The sequence below is a fragment of the Rhodococcus sp. NCIMB 12038 genome (assembly GCF_002165735.1).
Lineage (GTDB): Bacteria > Actinomycetota > Actinomycetes > Mycobacteriales > Mycobacteriaceae > Rhodococcus_F.
The window spans coordinates 87823-103773 of the sequence record NZ_NHML01000032.1 but is presented as its reverse complement, the minus strand read 5'-3'; the positions used below and the strand labels follow the sequence as shown (position 1 = coordinate 103773).

The following is a 15951-nucleotide window of genomic DNA, read 5'->3' as shown; positions in this document are numbered from 1 at the left end:
CCCCGACGAGATCGTCGAGACCCTGATCCGGCTGCGCCCCAGCTTCGGCGCCGTCAACCTCGAAGACATCTCCGCACCCCGCTGCTTCGAGATCGAAAAGCGGGTCATCGAGGCCCTGGACTGCCCGGTCATGCACGACGATCAGCACGGCACCGCCATCGTTGTCCTCGCGGCGCTCAAGGGTGCGGTCAAGGTTCAGGACCGGGACATTCGTGGGTTGCGGGTGGTGATCTCCGGTGCCGGCGCCGCCGGTGTGGCGTGCGCGAACATCCTGCTCGCCGCGGGGATCGCGGACGTGACGGTCCTGGACTCGAAGGGCATCGTCTCTCCGGATCGTCGGGATTTGAACGCGGTGAAGGTGGATCTGGCCGCCCGCACCAACCCGGCAGGTCGCCGCGGTGGTGTCGTCGAAGCACTCGACGGTGCCGACGTGTTCCTCGGCGTGTCCGCGGGCACCGTCCCGGAGGAGCTGATCGCGACGATGGCGGCGAACTCCATCGTGTTCGCGCTGTCGAACCCGGACCCGGAGATCCACCCCGACGTCGCCCGCAAGCACGCGGCGATCGTCGCCACCGGCCGCTCGGACTTCCCGAACCAGATCAACAATGTGCTCGCCTTCCCCGGTGTGTTCCGCGGTGCCCTGGACGCCGGCGCCCGGCGGATCACCGAAGGCATGAAGCTCGCCGCCGCCGAGGCAATCCTCTCGGTCGTCGGTGACGAGCTGGCTGTAGACAAGATCGTTCCCAGCCCGCTCGATCCTCGCGTCGCCCCCGCTGTCGCGGAGGCAGTCGCCGCCGCTGCTCGCGCAGAAGGCGTCACCGACTAGCGAGAATCCGTCGAACACCCCGATCCGGAACCCGCACCCACGGTTCCGGTGTCGGGGTGCTCGTGAGAAACCATTACGAACGCATCCGAGTGACATACCGCACACCGGGTATTTGACTGCAAGGTACAAAATAGTCCTACCCTGGGAGTGGAGAGCATCCGGCAGGCCATCGAAGTTCGAGCCGGAAGACGTGGCCGGCGCAGGTCCAGATCGACCCAATTGCGCTCCGGCAGAAACGTATCGAAGCGAACAGACGTAGGAGACCGGCTGTGTCAGTCACTGTGATCGGACCCGAAACCATGACCGAGGCGGAGGCTGAACCCGTCGCGGGCGGATCAAACACGGCCGCGATTCGCGGGATGGCCAGGTCACTGGTCACCAACATGACCGCCAGCTTGAGTATTCCGACCGCGACGAGCGTCCGCACGATCCCGGCGAAGCTGATGATCGACAATCGCATCGTCATCAATAGCCACATGACCCGAACGCGCGGGGGCAAGATCAGTTTCACGCACCTGATCGGCTGGGCGCTCGTACAGGCCCTGAAGGATTTTCCGAGCCAGAACGTGTCGTACGCCGAAGTGGACGGCAAGCCGTTCGCCGTGACACCCGAGCACGTGAACCTCGGGATCGCCGTCGATGTCGCGAAACCCGATGGATCGAGATTCCTTGTCGTCCCGAACATCAAGCGCGCAGACGACATGAGTTTCGGTGAATTCCTGTCGGAGTACGAGGCTCTCATCGTCAAGGCGCGAAGCAACGCGCTGACCGTCGAGGATTTTGCCGATACGACGCTGTCGCTGACCAACCCCGGCGGCATCGGGACGGAGCATTCGATCACCCGCCTGATGAAGGGCCAAGGTTGTGTCATCGGTGCGGGCGCACTGGAATATCCGGCGGAGTTTCAAGGGGCCAGCGAACAGACCCTCGCCGATCTCGCCATCGGCAAAACGGTCACCCTGACGAGCACCTACGATCACCGAGTCATCCAGGGCGCGGCATCCGGCGAATTCCTCGGGCGGGTCCATGAACTCCTCATCGGGCAGCATCGGTTCTACGAAGAGATCTTCGCGGCCTTGCGAATCCCCTACGAACCGATCCATTGGGCACCCGACATCAGGGTGGATCCGACGAGCGCGGTCGACAAGACAGCGCGTGTTCAGCAACTCATCGATGCGTTCCGCACCCGCGGGCACCTGATGGCCGACGTCGACCCTCTCGAGTACGTCCAGAGGTCACACCCCGATCTGGACGTGGAAAGTCACGGCCTCACGTTCTGGGATCTGGACCGGGAGTTCGTCACCGGCGATTTCGGCGGCGACCGGCGGCAGATGAAACTCCGCGACATCGTCGGTGTTCTGCGTGACGCCTATTGCCGCACCGTGGGCATCGAGTACATGCACATCCAGGATCCGGAGCAACGCGCGTGGATCCAGAACCGGGTCGAGCGGCCTTATACGAAGCCGACCCACGATGCGCAGCTGCGGATCCTGGGCAAGCTCAACGAAGCGGAAGCGTTCGAGACCTTCCTCCAGACGAAGTACATCGGCCAGACGCGCTTCAGCCTCGAAGGCGGCGAGTCGACGATCCCCTTGCTGGACGCGATCATGCGTGCGGCGGCCGAGAGTGGTCTCGACGATGTGGCCATCGCGATGGCGCACCGGGGACGACTCAGCGTGCTCACGAACATCGCGGGCAAGACCTACGGTCAGGTATTCCACGAGTTCGAGGGAACTGATCTCTCGGACACGTTCGATGGCTCGGGGGACGTGAAGTACCACCTGGGTACCGAGGGAATCTTCACCGGCGCCGATGGCGAGAAGATCCCCGTCTATGTCGGGGCAAATCCGTCCCATCTCGACGCGGTCGACGGCGTGCTGGAGGGCATCGTGCGTGCCCGGCAGGACCGGAGGCCGGCCGGAACGTTCCCGACCTTGCCGATCATCATCCACGGCGACGCGGCAATGGCCGGTCAGGGTGTCGTCAGCGAGACCATGCAGATGTCACAGTTGCGCGGCTACCGCACGGGCGGCACCATCCGCATCAACATCAACAACCAGGTGGGCTTCACGACCTTGCCCGGTGAGGCACGGAGTTCGGTCTACTCGACCGATGTCGCCAAGACGATCCAGGCGCCGATCTTCCATGTCAACGGCGATGATCCCGAGGCGGTCGTCCGGGTCGCGGAACTCGCGTTCGCCTACCGCCAGAAGTTTCATCGCGAGGTCGTCATCGACCTCGTCTGCTACCGCCGGCGCGGGCACAACGAAGCCGACGATCCGTCGATGACACAGCCGCACATGTCCGATCTCATCGCGACCAAGCGCAGCGTCCGGACCCTGTACACGGAGGCGCTGATCGGGCGGGGTGACATCACGATCGAGGAGTACGAGCAGGCCAACCGGGACTTCCGCGGCCGGCTCGAGAACGCCTTCGCCGAGACTCGGGCCGGACAGCACGACCTCGTGCCGGAGAAGATGCTTGCTTTCGAATCCGAACCACCGAGCAGGCCCGAAGGAACCGGGGTGAGTCCCGACGTGATCGCCCTCGTGGGAGATGCCTTCGACAAACGGCCGCCAGACTTCACCGTCCACCCGAAGTTGCAACAGCTGCTCGACAAACGAGTGGAGATGAGCCGCGACGGGAACATCGATTGGGCCTTCGCCGAGCTCCTGGCATTCGGCTCACTGTTGGTGGAGGGGACACCCGTCCGGCTGACCGGTCAGGACAGTCGCCGCGGCACGTTCGTCCAACGCCACGCGGTGCTCCACGACCGTGACAAAGGTCAGGAATGGCTCCCGCTCAACAACATTGCCGAGGGGCAGGGCCGGTTCTGGATCTACGACTCGCTGCTCAGTGAGTACGCCGTGATGGGATTCGAGTACGGCTATTCGGTGGAACGGTCCGACGCGCTGGTTCTGTGGGAGGCGCAGTTCGGTGATTTCGCAAACGGCGCCCAGATCGTCATCGACGAGTTCATCAGCTCGGCCGACCAGAAATGGGGACAGCAGTCCTCGCTGGTACTGCTGCTGCCGCACGGCTACGAAGGCAGCGGACCGGATCACTCCTCGGCGCGCATCGAACGCTTCCTGCGACTCTGCGCGGAGAACAACATGACGGTGGCGCAACCGTCGACGCCCGCGTCCTACTTCCATCTCCTCCGCCGTCAGGCCTACGCTCACCCCCGCAAGCCGCTCGTCGTGTTCACCCCGAAGTCGATGTTGCGTATGCGTGGCGCGACCAGCGCGCTGACCGATTTCACCGGCGGCACGTTCGAACCCGTCATCGACGATCAGCGGGCGATAGACAAGGCCGACGTCCGCCGCGTGCTGTTGGTGACAGGGAAGCTCTATCACGAGCTGTACAACAGGCTCGCCAAGTCTCCGGATCCGCAGATCGCGCTGGTGAGAATTGAACAGTTCTACCCACTGCCCGAAGCGGAGCTGGCCGAGGTCGTCGGCTCCTATCCCAACGCCGAACTGGTGTGGGTACAGGAAGAGCCGAGAAACCAGGGCGCCTGGACGTTCCTCCTCAGCGAGCTCGGGACCATCGGCTCGCGTCGCATCGGCCTCGTGTCGCGCCCGGCGTCCGCGGCCCCGGCGACGGGATCGAGCAAACGCCACGCCCAGGAACAGAAGAAACTCATCGACGAGGCGTTGGAGAAGTAGGCCGCGAATCACGGCGTGAGAGCGCGCGTCGGTAGTGGGGTTTGTTACTCGCCGGTAGCGGTGCTCGGACAAGTCGCCGGCGATGCCGCAACGTAACCTGATACTCGTCGCGATCCGATAACTGCACGCTGAACCTGTGAATTTAACCGAACTGACGCGGGAGAACAACAACAAATGAGCGCCCATAAGCCGCCGACCATCATCTATACGTTGACCGACGAGGCGCCGCTGCTCGCGACGTACGCCTTCCTGCCGATCGTGCGGACCTTCGCCGGTGCCGCGGGCATCGAGATCGATTCCAGCGACATCTCCGTGGCGTCGCGGATCCTGGCAGAGTTCCCCGAGAACCTCACCGAAGAGCAGCGCGTCCCCGACAACCTCGCGGAGCTGGGTCGCCTGACGCAGCTGCCCGAGACGAACATCATCAAGCTGCCCAATATCAGCGCGTCCGTGCCGCAACTCCTGGCCGCCATCAAGGAACTGCAGGGCAAGGGCTACAAGATTCCCGACTTCCCGGACGACCCCAAGTCCGACGAGGAGCGCGACATCCGTCAGCGCTACGGCAAGATCCTCGGCAGCGCCGTGAACCCGGTCCTGCGTGAGGGCAACTCCGACCGTCGCGCACCCCGGGCTGTCAAGCAGTACGCCCGCAAGCACCCGCACAGCATGGACGAGTGGTCGATGGCCTCGCGCAGCCACGTCGCGCACATGCGGCACGGCGACTTCTACCACTCCGAGAAGTCGATGACGCTGGACCGGGCGCGCAAGGTCCGGATGGAGCTGGTCACGAAGGCCGGCGAGACGGTCGTCCTCAAGCCCGAGGTGGACCTGGGCGAGGGCGACATCATGGACAGCATGTTCATGAGCAAGAAGGCGTTGCTCGACTTCTACGAGGAGCAGATGGAGGACGCGCGCAAGACGGGCGTCATGTTCTCGCTCCACGTCAAGGCGACGATGATGAAGGTTTCGCACCCCATTGTCTTCGGCCACGCGGTGAAGACCTTCTACAAGGATGCCTTCGCCAAGCATCAGGCGCTGTTCGACGAACTGGGCGTCAACGTCAACAACGGCCTCGGTGATCTCTACGACAAGATCGAGACGCTGCCCAGCACGCAGCGCGAGGAAATCATCCAGGACCTGCACGACTGCCACGAGCACCGCCCCGAGTTGGCCATGGTCGACTCCGCACGCGGCATCTCGAACTTCCATTCGCCCAGCGACGTGATCGTGGATGCCTCGATGCCCGCGATGATCCGCTCCGGCGGCAAGATGTACGGCGCCGACGGGCGGCCCAAGGACGCCAAGGCCGTGATGCCGGAGTCCACGTTCGCGCGCATCTACCAGGAGATCATCAACTTCTGTAAGACCAACGGCGCATTCGACCCGACGACCATGGGCACCGTCCCCAACGTCGGGCTCATGGCGCAGAAGGCCGAGGAGTACGGCTCGCACGACAAGACCTTCGAGATTCCGGAGGAGGGCGACGCCAACTTCGTGGATGTCGAGACCGGTGAGGTGCTGCTCACCCAGCACGTCGAGGCCGGCGACATCTGGCGCATGTGCACCGTCAAGGACGCGCCGATCCGCGACTGGGTCAAGCTCGCGGTCACCCGGGCACGCAACTCCGGCATGCCGGTCCTGTTCTGGCTCGACCCGTACCGCCCGCACGAGAACGAGCTGATCAAGAAGGTCAACCTGTACCTGCAGGATCACGACACCGAGGGCCTCGACATCCAGATCATGTCGCAGGTGCGCTCGATGCGGTACACCCTGGAACGCCTGATCCGCGGTCTGGACACCATCGCTGCGACCGGCAACATCCTGCGCGACTACCTGACGGACCTGTTCCCGATCCTGGAACTCGGCACCAGCGCCAAGATGCTGTCGATCGTGCCGCTGATGGCCGGCGGCGGCATGTACGAGACGGGTGCCGGCGGCTCGGCGCCCAAGCACGTCAAGCAGTTGGTGGAGGAGAACCACCTGCGCTGGGATTCGCTCGGTGAGTTCCTGGCGTTGGCCGTCAGCCTCGAGGAACTCGGCACCAAGACCGACAACGAGCGCGCGAAGATCCTGGCCAAGACGCTCGATGCGGCCACCGGCAAGCTGCTCGACGAGAACAAGAACCCGTCGCGCAAGACCGGTGAACTCGACAACCGGGGCAGCCAGTTCTACCTCGCGAAGTACTGGGCGCAGGAACTTGCCGCGCAGAGCGAGGACAAGGAACTGGCGGAACGTTTCGCCACGCTCACCCAGGCGCTGGACGAGAACGAAGACGCCATCGTGCGGGAACTCATCGAGGTGCAGGGAACCACGGTCGACATCGGCGGCTACTACAAGCTGGACGGCGAGAAGACCGCCGCCGTGATGCGTCCGAGCGCGACGTTCAACAGCGCGCTCGAGGCCGTGCGGGACTGAGCCTGAATCACGACACCCCCGGGTCTGACCCGGGGGTGTCGTGGTTTTCGGAGTTGTTCCCGAACAACGCAATTCGTCGATGATGATGTCTAGATCGTGGCGGCGGGACACTTGCCGGTCGTGGTCCGTCCCGCCACGGACGGTGTGACCGCCAGGTCGTCGAGCAGCCCCGGGAACGTCCTGGTAGGGGAGGTCGGTGGTGACACCCGCAGGGTCGGGGAGGGGTTGGCGGATTTCGCTGGGCGTGACCGCTATCGGGATTCTTCGCGTATGCGCCGACGGTGATGGTGTGGCAGCGCTTCGCGGAAACTCCGCAGCCGCGGGTGTATCCGCACGGCTCGTTCACCTCGTTCGGATCTGATCCGCCGCCGGTCGAGTACTGGGTCAGTTGGGCGGGTCCGGTGGTGATGGTCGTGGCATGCAGTCTGCAGCGATGTTGGGGCTCTTCAGTGTTCGGTGGTACTTACTCGGTTTGATCGAGGGCGTCGACGTGTGCGGTGACACCTGCGGTCAGCTGCCGAAGATCTTGCCCAGATCACTCGCGTCGGGGACGGTTGCGGCGGGTGGCGCGGGGGCGACACTCGGCACCGTGACGACCGAGGATGCTTGCTCCACGGTGTAGGCGGGCATCGGGAACTGGACCAGGAATTGTTCGATGCCGGGGTAGTCGGACACCCACAGGGCTGGGTCTTCGCCCTCCCTCCCGCAGGAGGCGAGTGCGACGTAGGAGCCGTCGGGGACGTCGAGCACCGACTGTGTGGTCGTCCCGGGCGGTATGTCGTCTTGCTGGTAGAGGGATTGCCCGGGGCCGACGACTTCGGCGATGGGTGGGAGCATGCCGTCGGGGGCGAGGGCGAGCGAGGTCGTGCAGCCGATGGTGGCACCGGTGTTGTTGGTGATCGTGTTGGTGACGGTCGATCCGTCGACGCCGAAGGCGTAGGTGACGTCGGTGGCTTCAGCGGCCGATGCCGGGGCGGCGGCGATTGCAAGGGGGATGGTCGCTGCGGCGAGGAGGGTGGTGCGGGCGATCGTGCGCATCTGTGTCCTGTTCGTCGGGCCGTGGGTCGTCCTCTGTGAATGGTGCAGCACAAAGCGACCGATCGGAATGGTTTCGGAGAATTGACGTCGCAGACCGCTGCTCTCAGGACCGTGCGGGCGTGTGCTCCGGCCACCCGACGCTGGCGAGTGCGCCGCGCAGTACGGATTCGTAGATCGAGTCCAGGTCCAGTTCGTTGCCGAGGAAGTCGGTGTTCACCAGCATCACGAAGCCGTGCATGGCGGCGAAGACGCTGACAGCCGCGTCGAGGGTGTCCTCGGGCGGCAGTCCGCACGACGCCAGCATCGTGCGGAGTGCCGTGTTGGCGTCGAGTGCGGCAGAGATGAAGGCGTCCCGGTCGACGGGGCTGGTGGTGAGTGTCTGATACCGGTGCGGATGCGCGGTCGCCCAGGCGCGGTGCGCGTCGACGAGGGCGCGGAGCCCGTCGGGACCGGTTCGGCCCATGGCGATTTCGCGCAGATGTGCGCCGAGTTCCGTCATGGTGCGCACCTGGACGGCGCCGCGGATGTCGTCGAGGTTGCGGACGTGGTTGTACAGCGAGGCGGTGACGACGTTCAGCCGGGCCGAGAGGCTCGTCATCGACAGTTGCTCCCAGCCGAGTTCGTCGATGATCTCGATCGCGGCATCGACGACCTTGTCGCGGGTGAGGGTGCGACGTCGGATCGGTGCGTTCTGCCCTTTCGCCATGGCCTCAGCATACGGTCTTCCATTCTAAATGAAAGTGTGTAGTTTAAGACGCATCCCATTCGTTTATCGATCGAGGAGCAGTGAATGACCGCGTCTCGGATTGATCTGAAATCTCCCGATGTCTACACCGAGGGTGTGCCCTACGCGTTCTTCGACCACTTGCGGTCGAGCGAACCCGTCTACTGGCAACCCGAGGAGAACGGCACCGGATTCTGGGCGGTGACCAGGCACGCCGACGTCGTCGCCGTGTCCCGCGACAGCGCGACGTTCTCGTCGGCGGTGGGCACCACCCAGATCGACGACTTCGACGAGCAGACCCGCGCGAAGCAGGCCGCCATGCTCGTCAACCTCGACCCGCCCGACCACACCCGGTTGCGGCAACTGGTCAGTCGCGGATTCACCCCGCGCACGGTCAAGGTGCTCGAGGGGCACATCCGCGACATCTGTACCCGGATCGTCGACCGACTCCTCGAGGCGCGTGACGTCGACTTCGTCCCCGAGGCGGCGGCGCCGCTACCGCTGGAGGTCATCGCGGCACTGCTGGGGGCGCCGCCCGGGGACGTCGACAGGCTGTACGACTGGTCCAACCGGATGATCGGCTTCGACGATCCCGAGTACGGCACCACCCAGGCCGACGGCGAGATGGCCGCCGCCGAGATCTTCCTGTACGCGAACGAGCTTGCCGCGCAACGCCGCATCGAGCCGCGGGACGACATCGTCACCAAACTCGTGCAGCCGGACGAGAACGGCGACACGCTCACCGAGATGGAATTCAACATGTTCTTCGTCCTGCTCGTGGTGGCGGGGAACGAGACGACACGCAACGCGACCGCCGGTGGGATGCAGGCGTTCATCGATCATCCCGATCAGTGGCGGCGACTGCAGTCCGAACCCGAACTGGCCTCGAGCGCGGTGGAGGAGATCCTGCGGTGGGTGACCCCGGTGATGGATTTCCGGCGCACCGCCACCCGGGACGCGTACATCGGCGACCAGTTGGTCCGGGCCGGCGACAAGGTGGTGATCTACTACCCGAGCGCGAACCGGGACGAGGCGGTGTTCGACGAACCGTACCGGTTCGACATCGGCCGGAGTCCCAACCCGCAGATCGCATTCGGCGGCAGCGGGGTGCACTTCTGCCTCGGCGCGCACTTGGCGCGGCTCGAACTGAGGATCCTGTTCGAGACCCTCGCCGCGCGAATCGACCGCGTGGAATCCACCGGGCCGGTGGCCCGGCTGCGGTCGAATTTCATCAGCGGCATCAAGACGATGCCCGTGCGGATTCACCCGCGCAGTCCGGTGTGAGACCCCGATTTTCGTTGCCAGCGGCCGGTAACTGTAGTAGCGTCCAGACACGTGTCCAGTAGTATGAATTTCGAGTCCACCCGCCGCCGTCTCACCGAGAAGCAGGCCGACACCGTCGACCGCCTCACCAGGGCGGCAGTCGAAGTACTGCGTGAAGAGGGATTCGCCGGGCTCACCGTCCGCTCGGTGGCCGGAATCGCCGGTGTCGCGCCCGCCACGGCGTACACGTACTTCTCCTCGAAGGAGCACCTCGTTGCCGAGGTCTTCTGGCGGCGTCTCGCCGCGGCACCGCAGCCGGTGGACGACGGACTCGATCGCACCGGACGCGTCGTCGCTGTGCTCCGCCACATCGCCCTGCTGGTGGCGGACGAACCCGAACTCGCCGGAGCCGTCACCAACGCGCTACTCGGCCGCGACCCCGACGTGGAGCACCTCCGCGCCCGCATCGGGCTGGAGATCCGTGATCGCCTCGCCACGGCACTGGGCGAGGGCCACGACCCCGACGTCCTCGAGGCGCTGGAGTTGCTGTACGCCGGCGGCCTGGTCCGCGCGGGCATGGGATACGGGTCCTACGCCCAATTCGCCGATCGACTCGAAACTTCCGCCAAGCTGATTCTGGAGTAGATGCCATGACCGCAGCCTCGATGCCCGGGGTGCCACACAATCCGGTGACGTTCAATCCGTACGACTATGGCTTCCACGAAGATCCGTACGTCACGTATCGAAGACTGCGGGAAGAAGCGCCGGCCTACTACAACGAGGAACTCGACTTCTGGGCGTTGTCCCGGCACGAGGACGTGGTCGCGGCGTTTCGCGACAACCAGCGCCTGTCGAGCGCGAACGGGGTGTCGCTCGACCCCGCGGCCTACGGTCCGCACGCCCACAAGACGATGTCCTTTCTCGCGCTGGACGATCCGCGGCACATGCGGATGCGTCAGTTGGTGTCCCGCGGGTTCACCCCGAGGCGGGTGAACGAACTCGAGGGGCGGATCCTGGACCTCACCCGGCAGTACCTCGACCCGGCGCTCGAGGCGGGCGAGTTCGACTGGATCGCCGAATTGGCGGGCAAACTGCCGATGGACGTGATCTCGGAACTGATGGGGGTGCCGGAGGCCGACCGCGGCGAACTCCGCCGGCTCGCCGATCTGGTGGTGCACCGCGAGGAGGGCGTCCTCGACGTGCCGCACGCCGCGATGGAGGCGTCGCTCTACCTCGTCGGCTACTACGCCGACATGCTGGCGGAGCGGCGCAGGAAGCCGACCGAGGATCTGACGTCCGCGCTGCTCGAGGCGGAGATCGACGGTGACCGGCTCACCGACGACGAGATCATCGCCTTCATGTTCCTGATGGTGGTGGCGGGCAACGAGACCACCACCAAGTTGCTGGGCAACGCGCTGTACTGGGGGTTCCGCTATCCGGGCGAGGCCAGGCACGTGTTCGAGGACGCGAGCCGGGTGCCGGACTGGGTGGAGGAGACCCTCCGCTTCGACACGTCCAGCCAGATGGTCGCGCGGACGGCGGCCGTCGACCTCGACTTCCACGACCGGACGATTCCCGCCGGCGACAAGGTGCTGATCCTCATCGGCTCCGCGAACCGCGACTCGGCGGTATTCGAGGACGCCGACGAATACCGGATCGGCAGGGACACGTCCAACAAGCTCGCGAGCTTCGGCGGCGGCACCCACTTCTGCCTCGGCGCCCACATGGCGCGGCTCGAAGCGCGGATCGCCCTCACCGAACTCGTCTCCCGCATAGACGATTACGACATCGACGAGGCGAACAGCGTGCGGGTCCACTCGACCAACGTCCGCGGTTTCGCCACCCTTCCCCTGAAAGTGCAGGTCCGCGATGCCTAGGTTCGAGCCCAATCCGCAGCGCCGGCCGTCGATCGTCGCCGGGGCGTCGTCGGGCATCGGCACGGCGACGGCGTACGCACTCGCAGAGGCCGGCCACCCCGTCGCGCTCGGCGCCCGCCGGGTCGCGGAGTGCGAGGAGATCGCGGAGAAGATCCGCAGCAACGGGGGAGAAGCGTTCGCGCACTTCCTCGACGTCACCGACACCGCGTCGGTCGACGACTTCGTCACCGCGGCGGAGAGCGCGCTCGGCCCCACCGAGATCGCGCTGTCGGGTGCCGGCGATCTCGAGTTCTCCGTCGCGCACGAGATGGACCCGGACCAGTTCCTGGACCAGATCAACGTCCACCTCGTAGGGGCGCAGCGTCTCGCGCACCGCATCGTTCCCGGCATGATCGACCGCCGGCGCGGAGACTTCGTCCTCATCGGATCCGACTGCGCGGACACGCCGCGGCCCCGGATGGGCGCCTACAACGCCGGTAAGGCCGGGGTCGAAATGATGGGCAGGCAGATGCGGATGGAACTGGAGGGCACCGGTGTCCGGGCATCGGTCGTGCGCCCGGGACCCACCCAGACGTCGATGGGAATGAACACCACCGAGGAGGTCATCGGACCCGTCCTCGACGACTGGGCGAAATGGGGATTCGCTCGGCACTCGTACTTCCTGCGCGCCTCCGCGATCGCCGACGCCGTCGTCGCGACCGTCAGTGCGCCCCGCGGCGCACACCTGGTGCTGATCGAGGTGCAGCCCGAGGCGCCCCTCCGAAAGGATGGAGAATGAATCTGGTTACCCCGCAACGTGTGTCCGGTGGTGAGCACGAGCACGGACATCTCGACGAGCTGCGCACCGACCCGATCGCGCTGATGCGCCGCGTCCGGGAGGAATGCGGAAACGTCGGCGTCTTCCAGCTCGCGGACAAGAAGGTGGTGTTGCTGTCCGGCGCCGAGGCCAACGAATTCTTCTTCCGCTCCACCGACGAGGATCTCGACCAGCAGGCCGCCTACCCGTTCATGAAGCCGATCTTCGGCGAGGGAGTCGTGTTCGACGCCAGCCCCGAGCGCCGCAAGGAGATGCTGCACAACCAAGCGTTGCGCGGTGAGCAGATGAAGGGGCACGCCGCGACGATCGCCCACGAGGTCGACCGGATGGTGGCGCAGTGGGGCGACGAGGGGGAGATCGACCTGCTCGAATTCTTCGCGGAGCTGACCATCTACACATCCTCCGCCTGCCTGATCGGCAAGAAGTTCCGGGAGCAACTCGACGGCCGGTTCGCGCACCTCTACCACGAACTCGAGCAGGGCACCGATCCCATCGCCTACGTCGACGCGTACGCCGACATCGAGAGCTTCCGCCGGCGGGACGAGGCGCGGGTGCAGTTGGTGGCCCTCGTCCGGGAGATCATGACCGGGCGCATCCAGAATCCTCCGCAGGGCAGGGAGGATCGGGACATGCTCGACGTGCTCGTCTCGATCAAGGACGAGAACGGCGACGAGCGCTTCACCGCCGACGAGATCACCGGCATGTTCATCTCGATGATGTTCGCCGGGCACCACACCACGTCCGGCACCGCGGCCTGGACGCTGATCGAACTGCTGCGGCACCCCGACTACGCCAAGCAGGTGGTCGCGGAACTCGACGACCTCTATTCGGACGGCTCCGACATCAGCTTCGGGGCGCTCAGACAGATCCCGAAACTCGAAGCGGTACTGAAGGAGACGCTGCGGCTGCATCCTCCGCTGATCATCCTGCTGCGCGTCGCACGAGGCGAGTTCGAGGTCGGCGGCTACCAGATCGCCGAGAACGACCTCGTGGCGGCGACACCGGCGATCTCCAACCGGATCGCGGAGGACTTCCCGAACCCGGACACGTTCGACCCCGAACGGTACATCGACCCCAACCAGGAAGACATCCTCAACCGCTGGACGTGGATCCCGTTCGGCGCGGGCAGGCACCGCTGCGTCGGAGCTGCGTTCGCGCTGATGCAGCTGAAGGCGATCTTCTCGATCCTTCTGCAGGACTGGGAGTTCGAGATGGCGCAACCGTCCGAGACGTACCGCAACGATCACAGCAAGATGGTGGTTCAGCTGCAGCAGCCCTGCACGGTGAGGTACCGGAAGCGAAGCACGTGATGAAAGTCGAAGCCGATCTCGACCTGTGCCAGGGCCATGCCGTGTGCGAGATGGAGGCGCCCGACGTCTTCGTCGTCCCCAAGCACGGCAAGGTCGAAATCCTCGACGCCGACCCACCCGGGAACCTGCGCGCGGAGGTCGAGAGCGCCGTGCGATTCTGCCCGACCCAGGCCCTGCGGATCCTCGCGGACACCGACTCAGAAGGAGAATCCTGATGGCCCCTTTCGACCGCGCCGAACTCGACGAGATGGTGCAGCGCTGGGTGGACGAGAACAAGCGGTGCGAGGCCCTCGGCGACTGGAAGCCGCTGGCCGAGATGTACACCGAGGACGCCACATACGGGTGGAACTACGGACCGAAGGACGACTTCATGGCCGTGGGCCGGGACGAGATCCGCGAACTGGCTCTCGGGCAGGAAATGGACGGCCTCGAGGGCTGGGAATATCCCTATCAGCAATTCGTCGTCGACGACCGCAGCGGCGACGTCATCGGATTCTGGAAACAAGTGTCCGAACGCACCCGGGACGACGGCACCCACTATCAAGTCACCGGGATCGGCGGCAGCTGGTTCCGGTACGGCGGCAACTTCCAATGGTCCTGGCAGCGTGACTTCTTCGACTTCGGCAACGTCTCGGCCCTGTTCCTCGAGATGATCACGAACAACGCGATGTCCGACGGCATGAACGCGCGGATCCAGCGCGCGACGTCCGGTCGGCCGCCGGGCTGGTATCCGGTCGGGAAGGCCCCGGTCCCGCTGTGGTGAGCACGGTGAAGGTGCCGGCGTCGTTCGCGGATCTGTCCCGCGAGGATCTGGCGATCCTCGTCCCGGAACTGCTGCTGTGCGGTCACCTCATCGACCGCTCCGGGATGCCGCACCTGATCGGGGCGTTCGGCCGCGAGGGCATGACGCAGGTCGCGATCGAGGAATGGATGGCGTCGAGCCCGATCTACGCGCGGCGGATGCAACGCGCACTGGGGTTCGAGGGCGACGGCGTCGTGACGATCTTCAAGGGCCTGCAACTCGACATCGGTGCGCCGCCCCAGTTCATGGACTTCCGGTACCGCGTCACCGATCACGACCACGGCGAGTTCTGGCTGGACCACTGCGGGGCGCTGATGGACGTCGAACCGATGGGCGACGAGTACGTCACGGCCATGTGCCACGACATCGAAGACCCGACGTTCGACGCCACCGCCCTGGCCACCAACCCGCACGCGCAGGTGCGTCCGGTGCACCGTCCGCCGCGACGGCCCGCGGACCGGACACCGCACTGCCTCTGGACGGTCACCATCGACGACGCGCACGAGCCGCCGCCGGTCACGGAAGGGCTGGTGACGGTGAGGAAGTCGCGGGCGGCGACGGTCGGGCTGTCGCCGATCGACACCGGCGGGCCGGGGCAGCACGACTACGCGGGTGCGCTCCTCGCCGACCTGCGGTTCCCGGACTTCTCCCATTCGGCGCTGACCCGGATCGCGGAAGAGGTGTGTGTGCAGCAACACCTGCTGACCCTGGGTTTCCTGCTCGCGGTGCGGGCACGCACCGATCCCGGCGCCGCGCTCGACATCGCCCGTAAGCAACTCACCGGCATCGCCGGCCTCACGTCGGAGCGGATCCGGAACGCGCTGGGCCTGCCCGCGGATCTGGAGGGCCTGGCCGTCGTCCTCGCGGTGCATCCGGCGCTGAATCCCCGACAGTACGTGGACGTCGCGATCTCCCTCGGCGACCGACTGCTGCTGACTCTCGGCCGTGAGTGCGGCGCGTCGGACGACGGGGCATGGCCGTCCATGATCGACGGCAAGCACCTGGCGCCGTTGACCGCGTTGGTGCGCGGAGTGTCGCCGAAGTTCGCCGTGCAGGTGGTCGAGGAGACGGACACGGCGCTGACGGTGGAGGTCGTGACCGGTGAACCGCCGGCGAAGGAGGCGCCCGAGGTCGCGCTCACCCGGTTCAGCACCGGGGCCGACTTCGCCTTCACCGATCGAGGAATTCCCCTCCCACTCACAGTCGTCTGA

General features: G+C 65.6%; 13 protein-coding genes. 11 read left to right on the top strand and 2 right to left on the bottom strand.

Going from position 1 to position 15951, the window contains the following annotated elements; all coding sequences use genetic code 11:
- From CA951_RS34555 to CA951_RS34545, 3 genes are all read left to right on the top strand, one after another.
- On the top strand, positions 1 to 826 hold an 826-nt coding region (locus CA951_RS34555; protein WP_087561159.1), incomplete at its 5' end, for an NADP-dependent malic enzyme.
- A 209-nt stretch (positions 827 to 1035) separates the two neighbouring features.
- A complete protein-coding gene (locus CA951_RS34550; RefSeq protein WP_087561158.1) occupies positions 1036 to 4494 on the top strand; it encodes a multifunctional oxoglutarate decarboxylase/oxoglutarate dehydrogenase thiamine pyrophosphate-binding subunit/dihydrolipoyllysine-residue succinyltransferase subunit in 3459 nt (1152 codons plus the stop codon).
- A gap of 174 nt (positions 4495 to 4668) precedes the next feature.
- Complete coding sequence (locus tag CA951_RS34545) at positions 4669 to 6909, top strand: NADP-dependent isocitrate dehydrogenase (RefSeq protein ID WP_087561157.1); 2241 nt, start codon at positions 4669 to 4671, stop codon at positions 6907 to 6909.
- A 510-nt stretch (positions 6910 to 7419) separates the two neighbouring features.
- Here CA951_RS34545 and CA951_RS34540 read toward each other — a convergent pair.
- Positions 7420 to 7947 (bottom strand): hypothetical protein, encoded by a 528-nt coding sequence (locus CA951_RS34540; RefSeq protein ID WP_087561156.1) that lies wholly within the window; start codon positions 7945 to 7947, stop codon positions 7420 to 7422.
- A gap of 103 nt (positions 7948 to 8050) precedes the next feature.
- The gene (locus CA951_RS34535) at positions 8051 to 8653 is read right to left on the bottom strand and encodes a TetR/AcrR family transcriptional regulator (RefSeq protein ID WP_087561155.1); all 603 of its coding nucleotides are present in this window, start codon (positions 8651 to 8653) and stop codon (positions 8051 to 8053) included.
- 84 nt (positions 8654 to 8737) lie between these two features.
- On the opposite strand from CA951_RS34535, the gene CA951_RS34530 reads away from it, so the two are divergent.
- The 8 genes from CA951_RS34530 (at position 8738) to CA951_RS34495 (ending at position 15951) form a co-directional block, all read left to right on the top strand.
- Positions 8738 to 9955 (top strand): cytochrome P450, encoded by a 1218-nt coding sequence (locus tag CA951_RS34530; protein WP_087561154.1) that lies wholly within the window; start codon positions 8738 to 8740, stop codon positions 9953 to 9955.
- A 63-nt stretch (positions 9956 to 10018) separates the two neighbouring features.
- Positions 10019 to 10579, top strand: coding sequence for a TetR/AcrR family transcriptional regulator (locus tag CA951_RS34525; protein WP_087561153.1), 561 nt, complete (start codon positions 10019 to 10021; stop codon positions 10577 to 10579).
- A gap of 5 nt (positions 10580 to 10584) precedes the next feature.
- Positions 10585 to 11811 carry a cytochrome P450 gene (locus CA951_RS34520; RefSeq protein WP_087561152.1) on the top strand — a complete coding sequence of 409 codons (1227 nt, stop codon included), beginning with the start codon at positions 10585 to 10587 and terminating at the stop codon, positions 11809 to 11811.
- Positions 11804 to 12589, top strand: a complete 786-nt coding sequence (locus tag CA951_RS34515; RefSeq protein ID WP_087561151.1) for an SDR family oxidoreductase — start codon at positions 11804 to 11806, stop codon at positions 12587 to 12589. The genes CA951_RS34520 and CA951_RS34515 overlap by 8 nt, the downstream gene beginning before the upstream one ends.
- On the top strand, positions 12586 to 13938 hold the full coding sequence (locus CA951_RS34510) for a cytochrome P450 (protein ID WP_087561150.1): 1353 nt from the start codon (positions 12586 to 12588) through the stop codon (positions 13936 to 13938). Before CA951_RS34515 ends, CA951_RS34510 begins: the two co-directional genes overlap by 4 nt.
- Positions 13938 to 14153: a ferredoxin gene (locus tag CA951_RS34505; RefSeq protein ID WP_087561149.1), complete on the top strand. Its 216-nt coding sequence runs from the start codon at positions 13938 to 13940 to the stop codon at positions 14151 to 14153. The genes CA951_RS34510 and CA951_RS34505 overlap by 1 nt, the downstream gene beginning before the upstream one ends.
- A complete protein-coding gene (locus tag CA951_RS34500; RefSeq protein WP_087561148.1) occupies positions 14153 to 14701 on the top strand; it encodes a nuclear transport factor 2 family protein in 549 nt (182 codons plus the stop codon). Before CA951_RS34505 ends, CA951_RS34500 begins: the two co-directional genes overlap by 1 nt.
- On the top strand, positions 14695 to 15951 hold the full coding sequence (locus CA951_RS34495; protein WP_087561147.1) for a hypothetical protein: 1257 nt from the start codon (positions 14695 to 14697) through the stop codon (positions 15949 to 15951). The genes CA951_RS34500 and CA951_RS34495 overlap by 7 nt, the downstream gene beginning before the upstream one ends.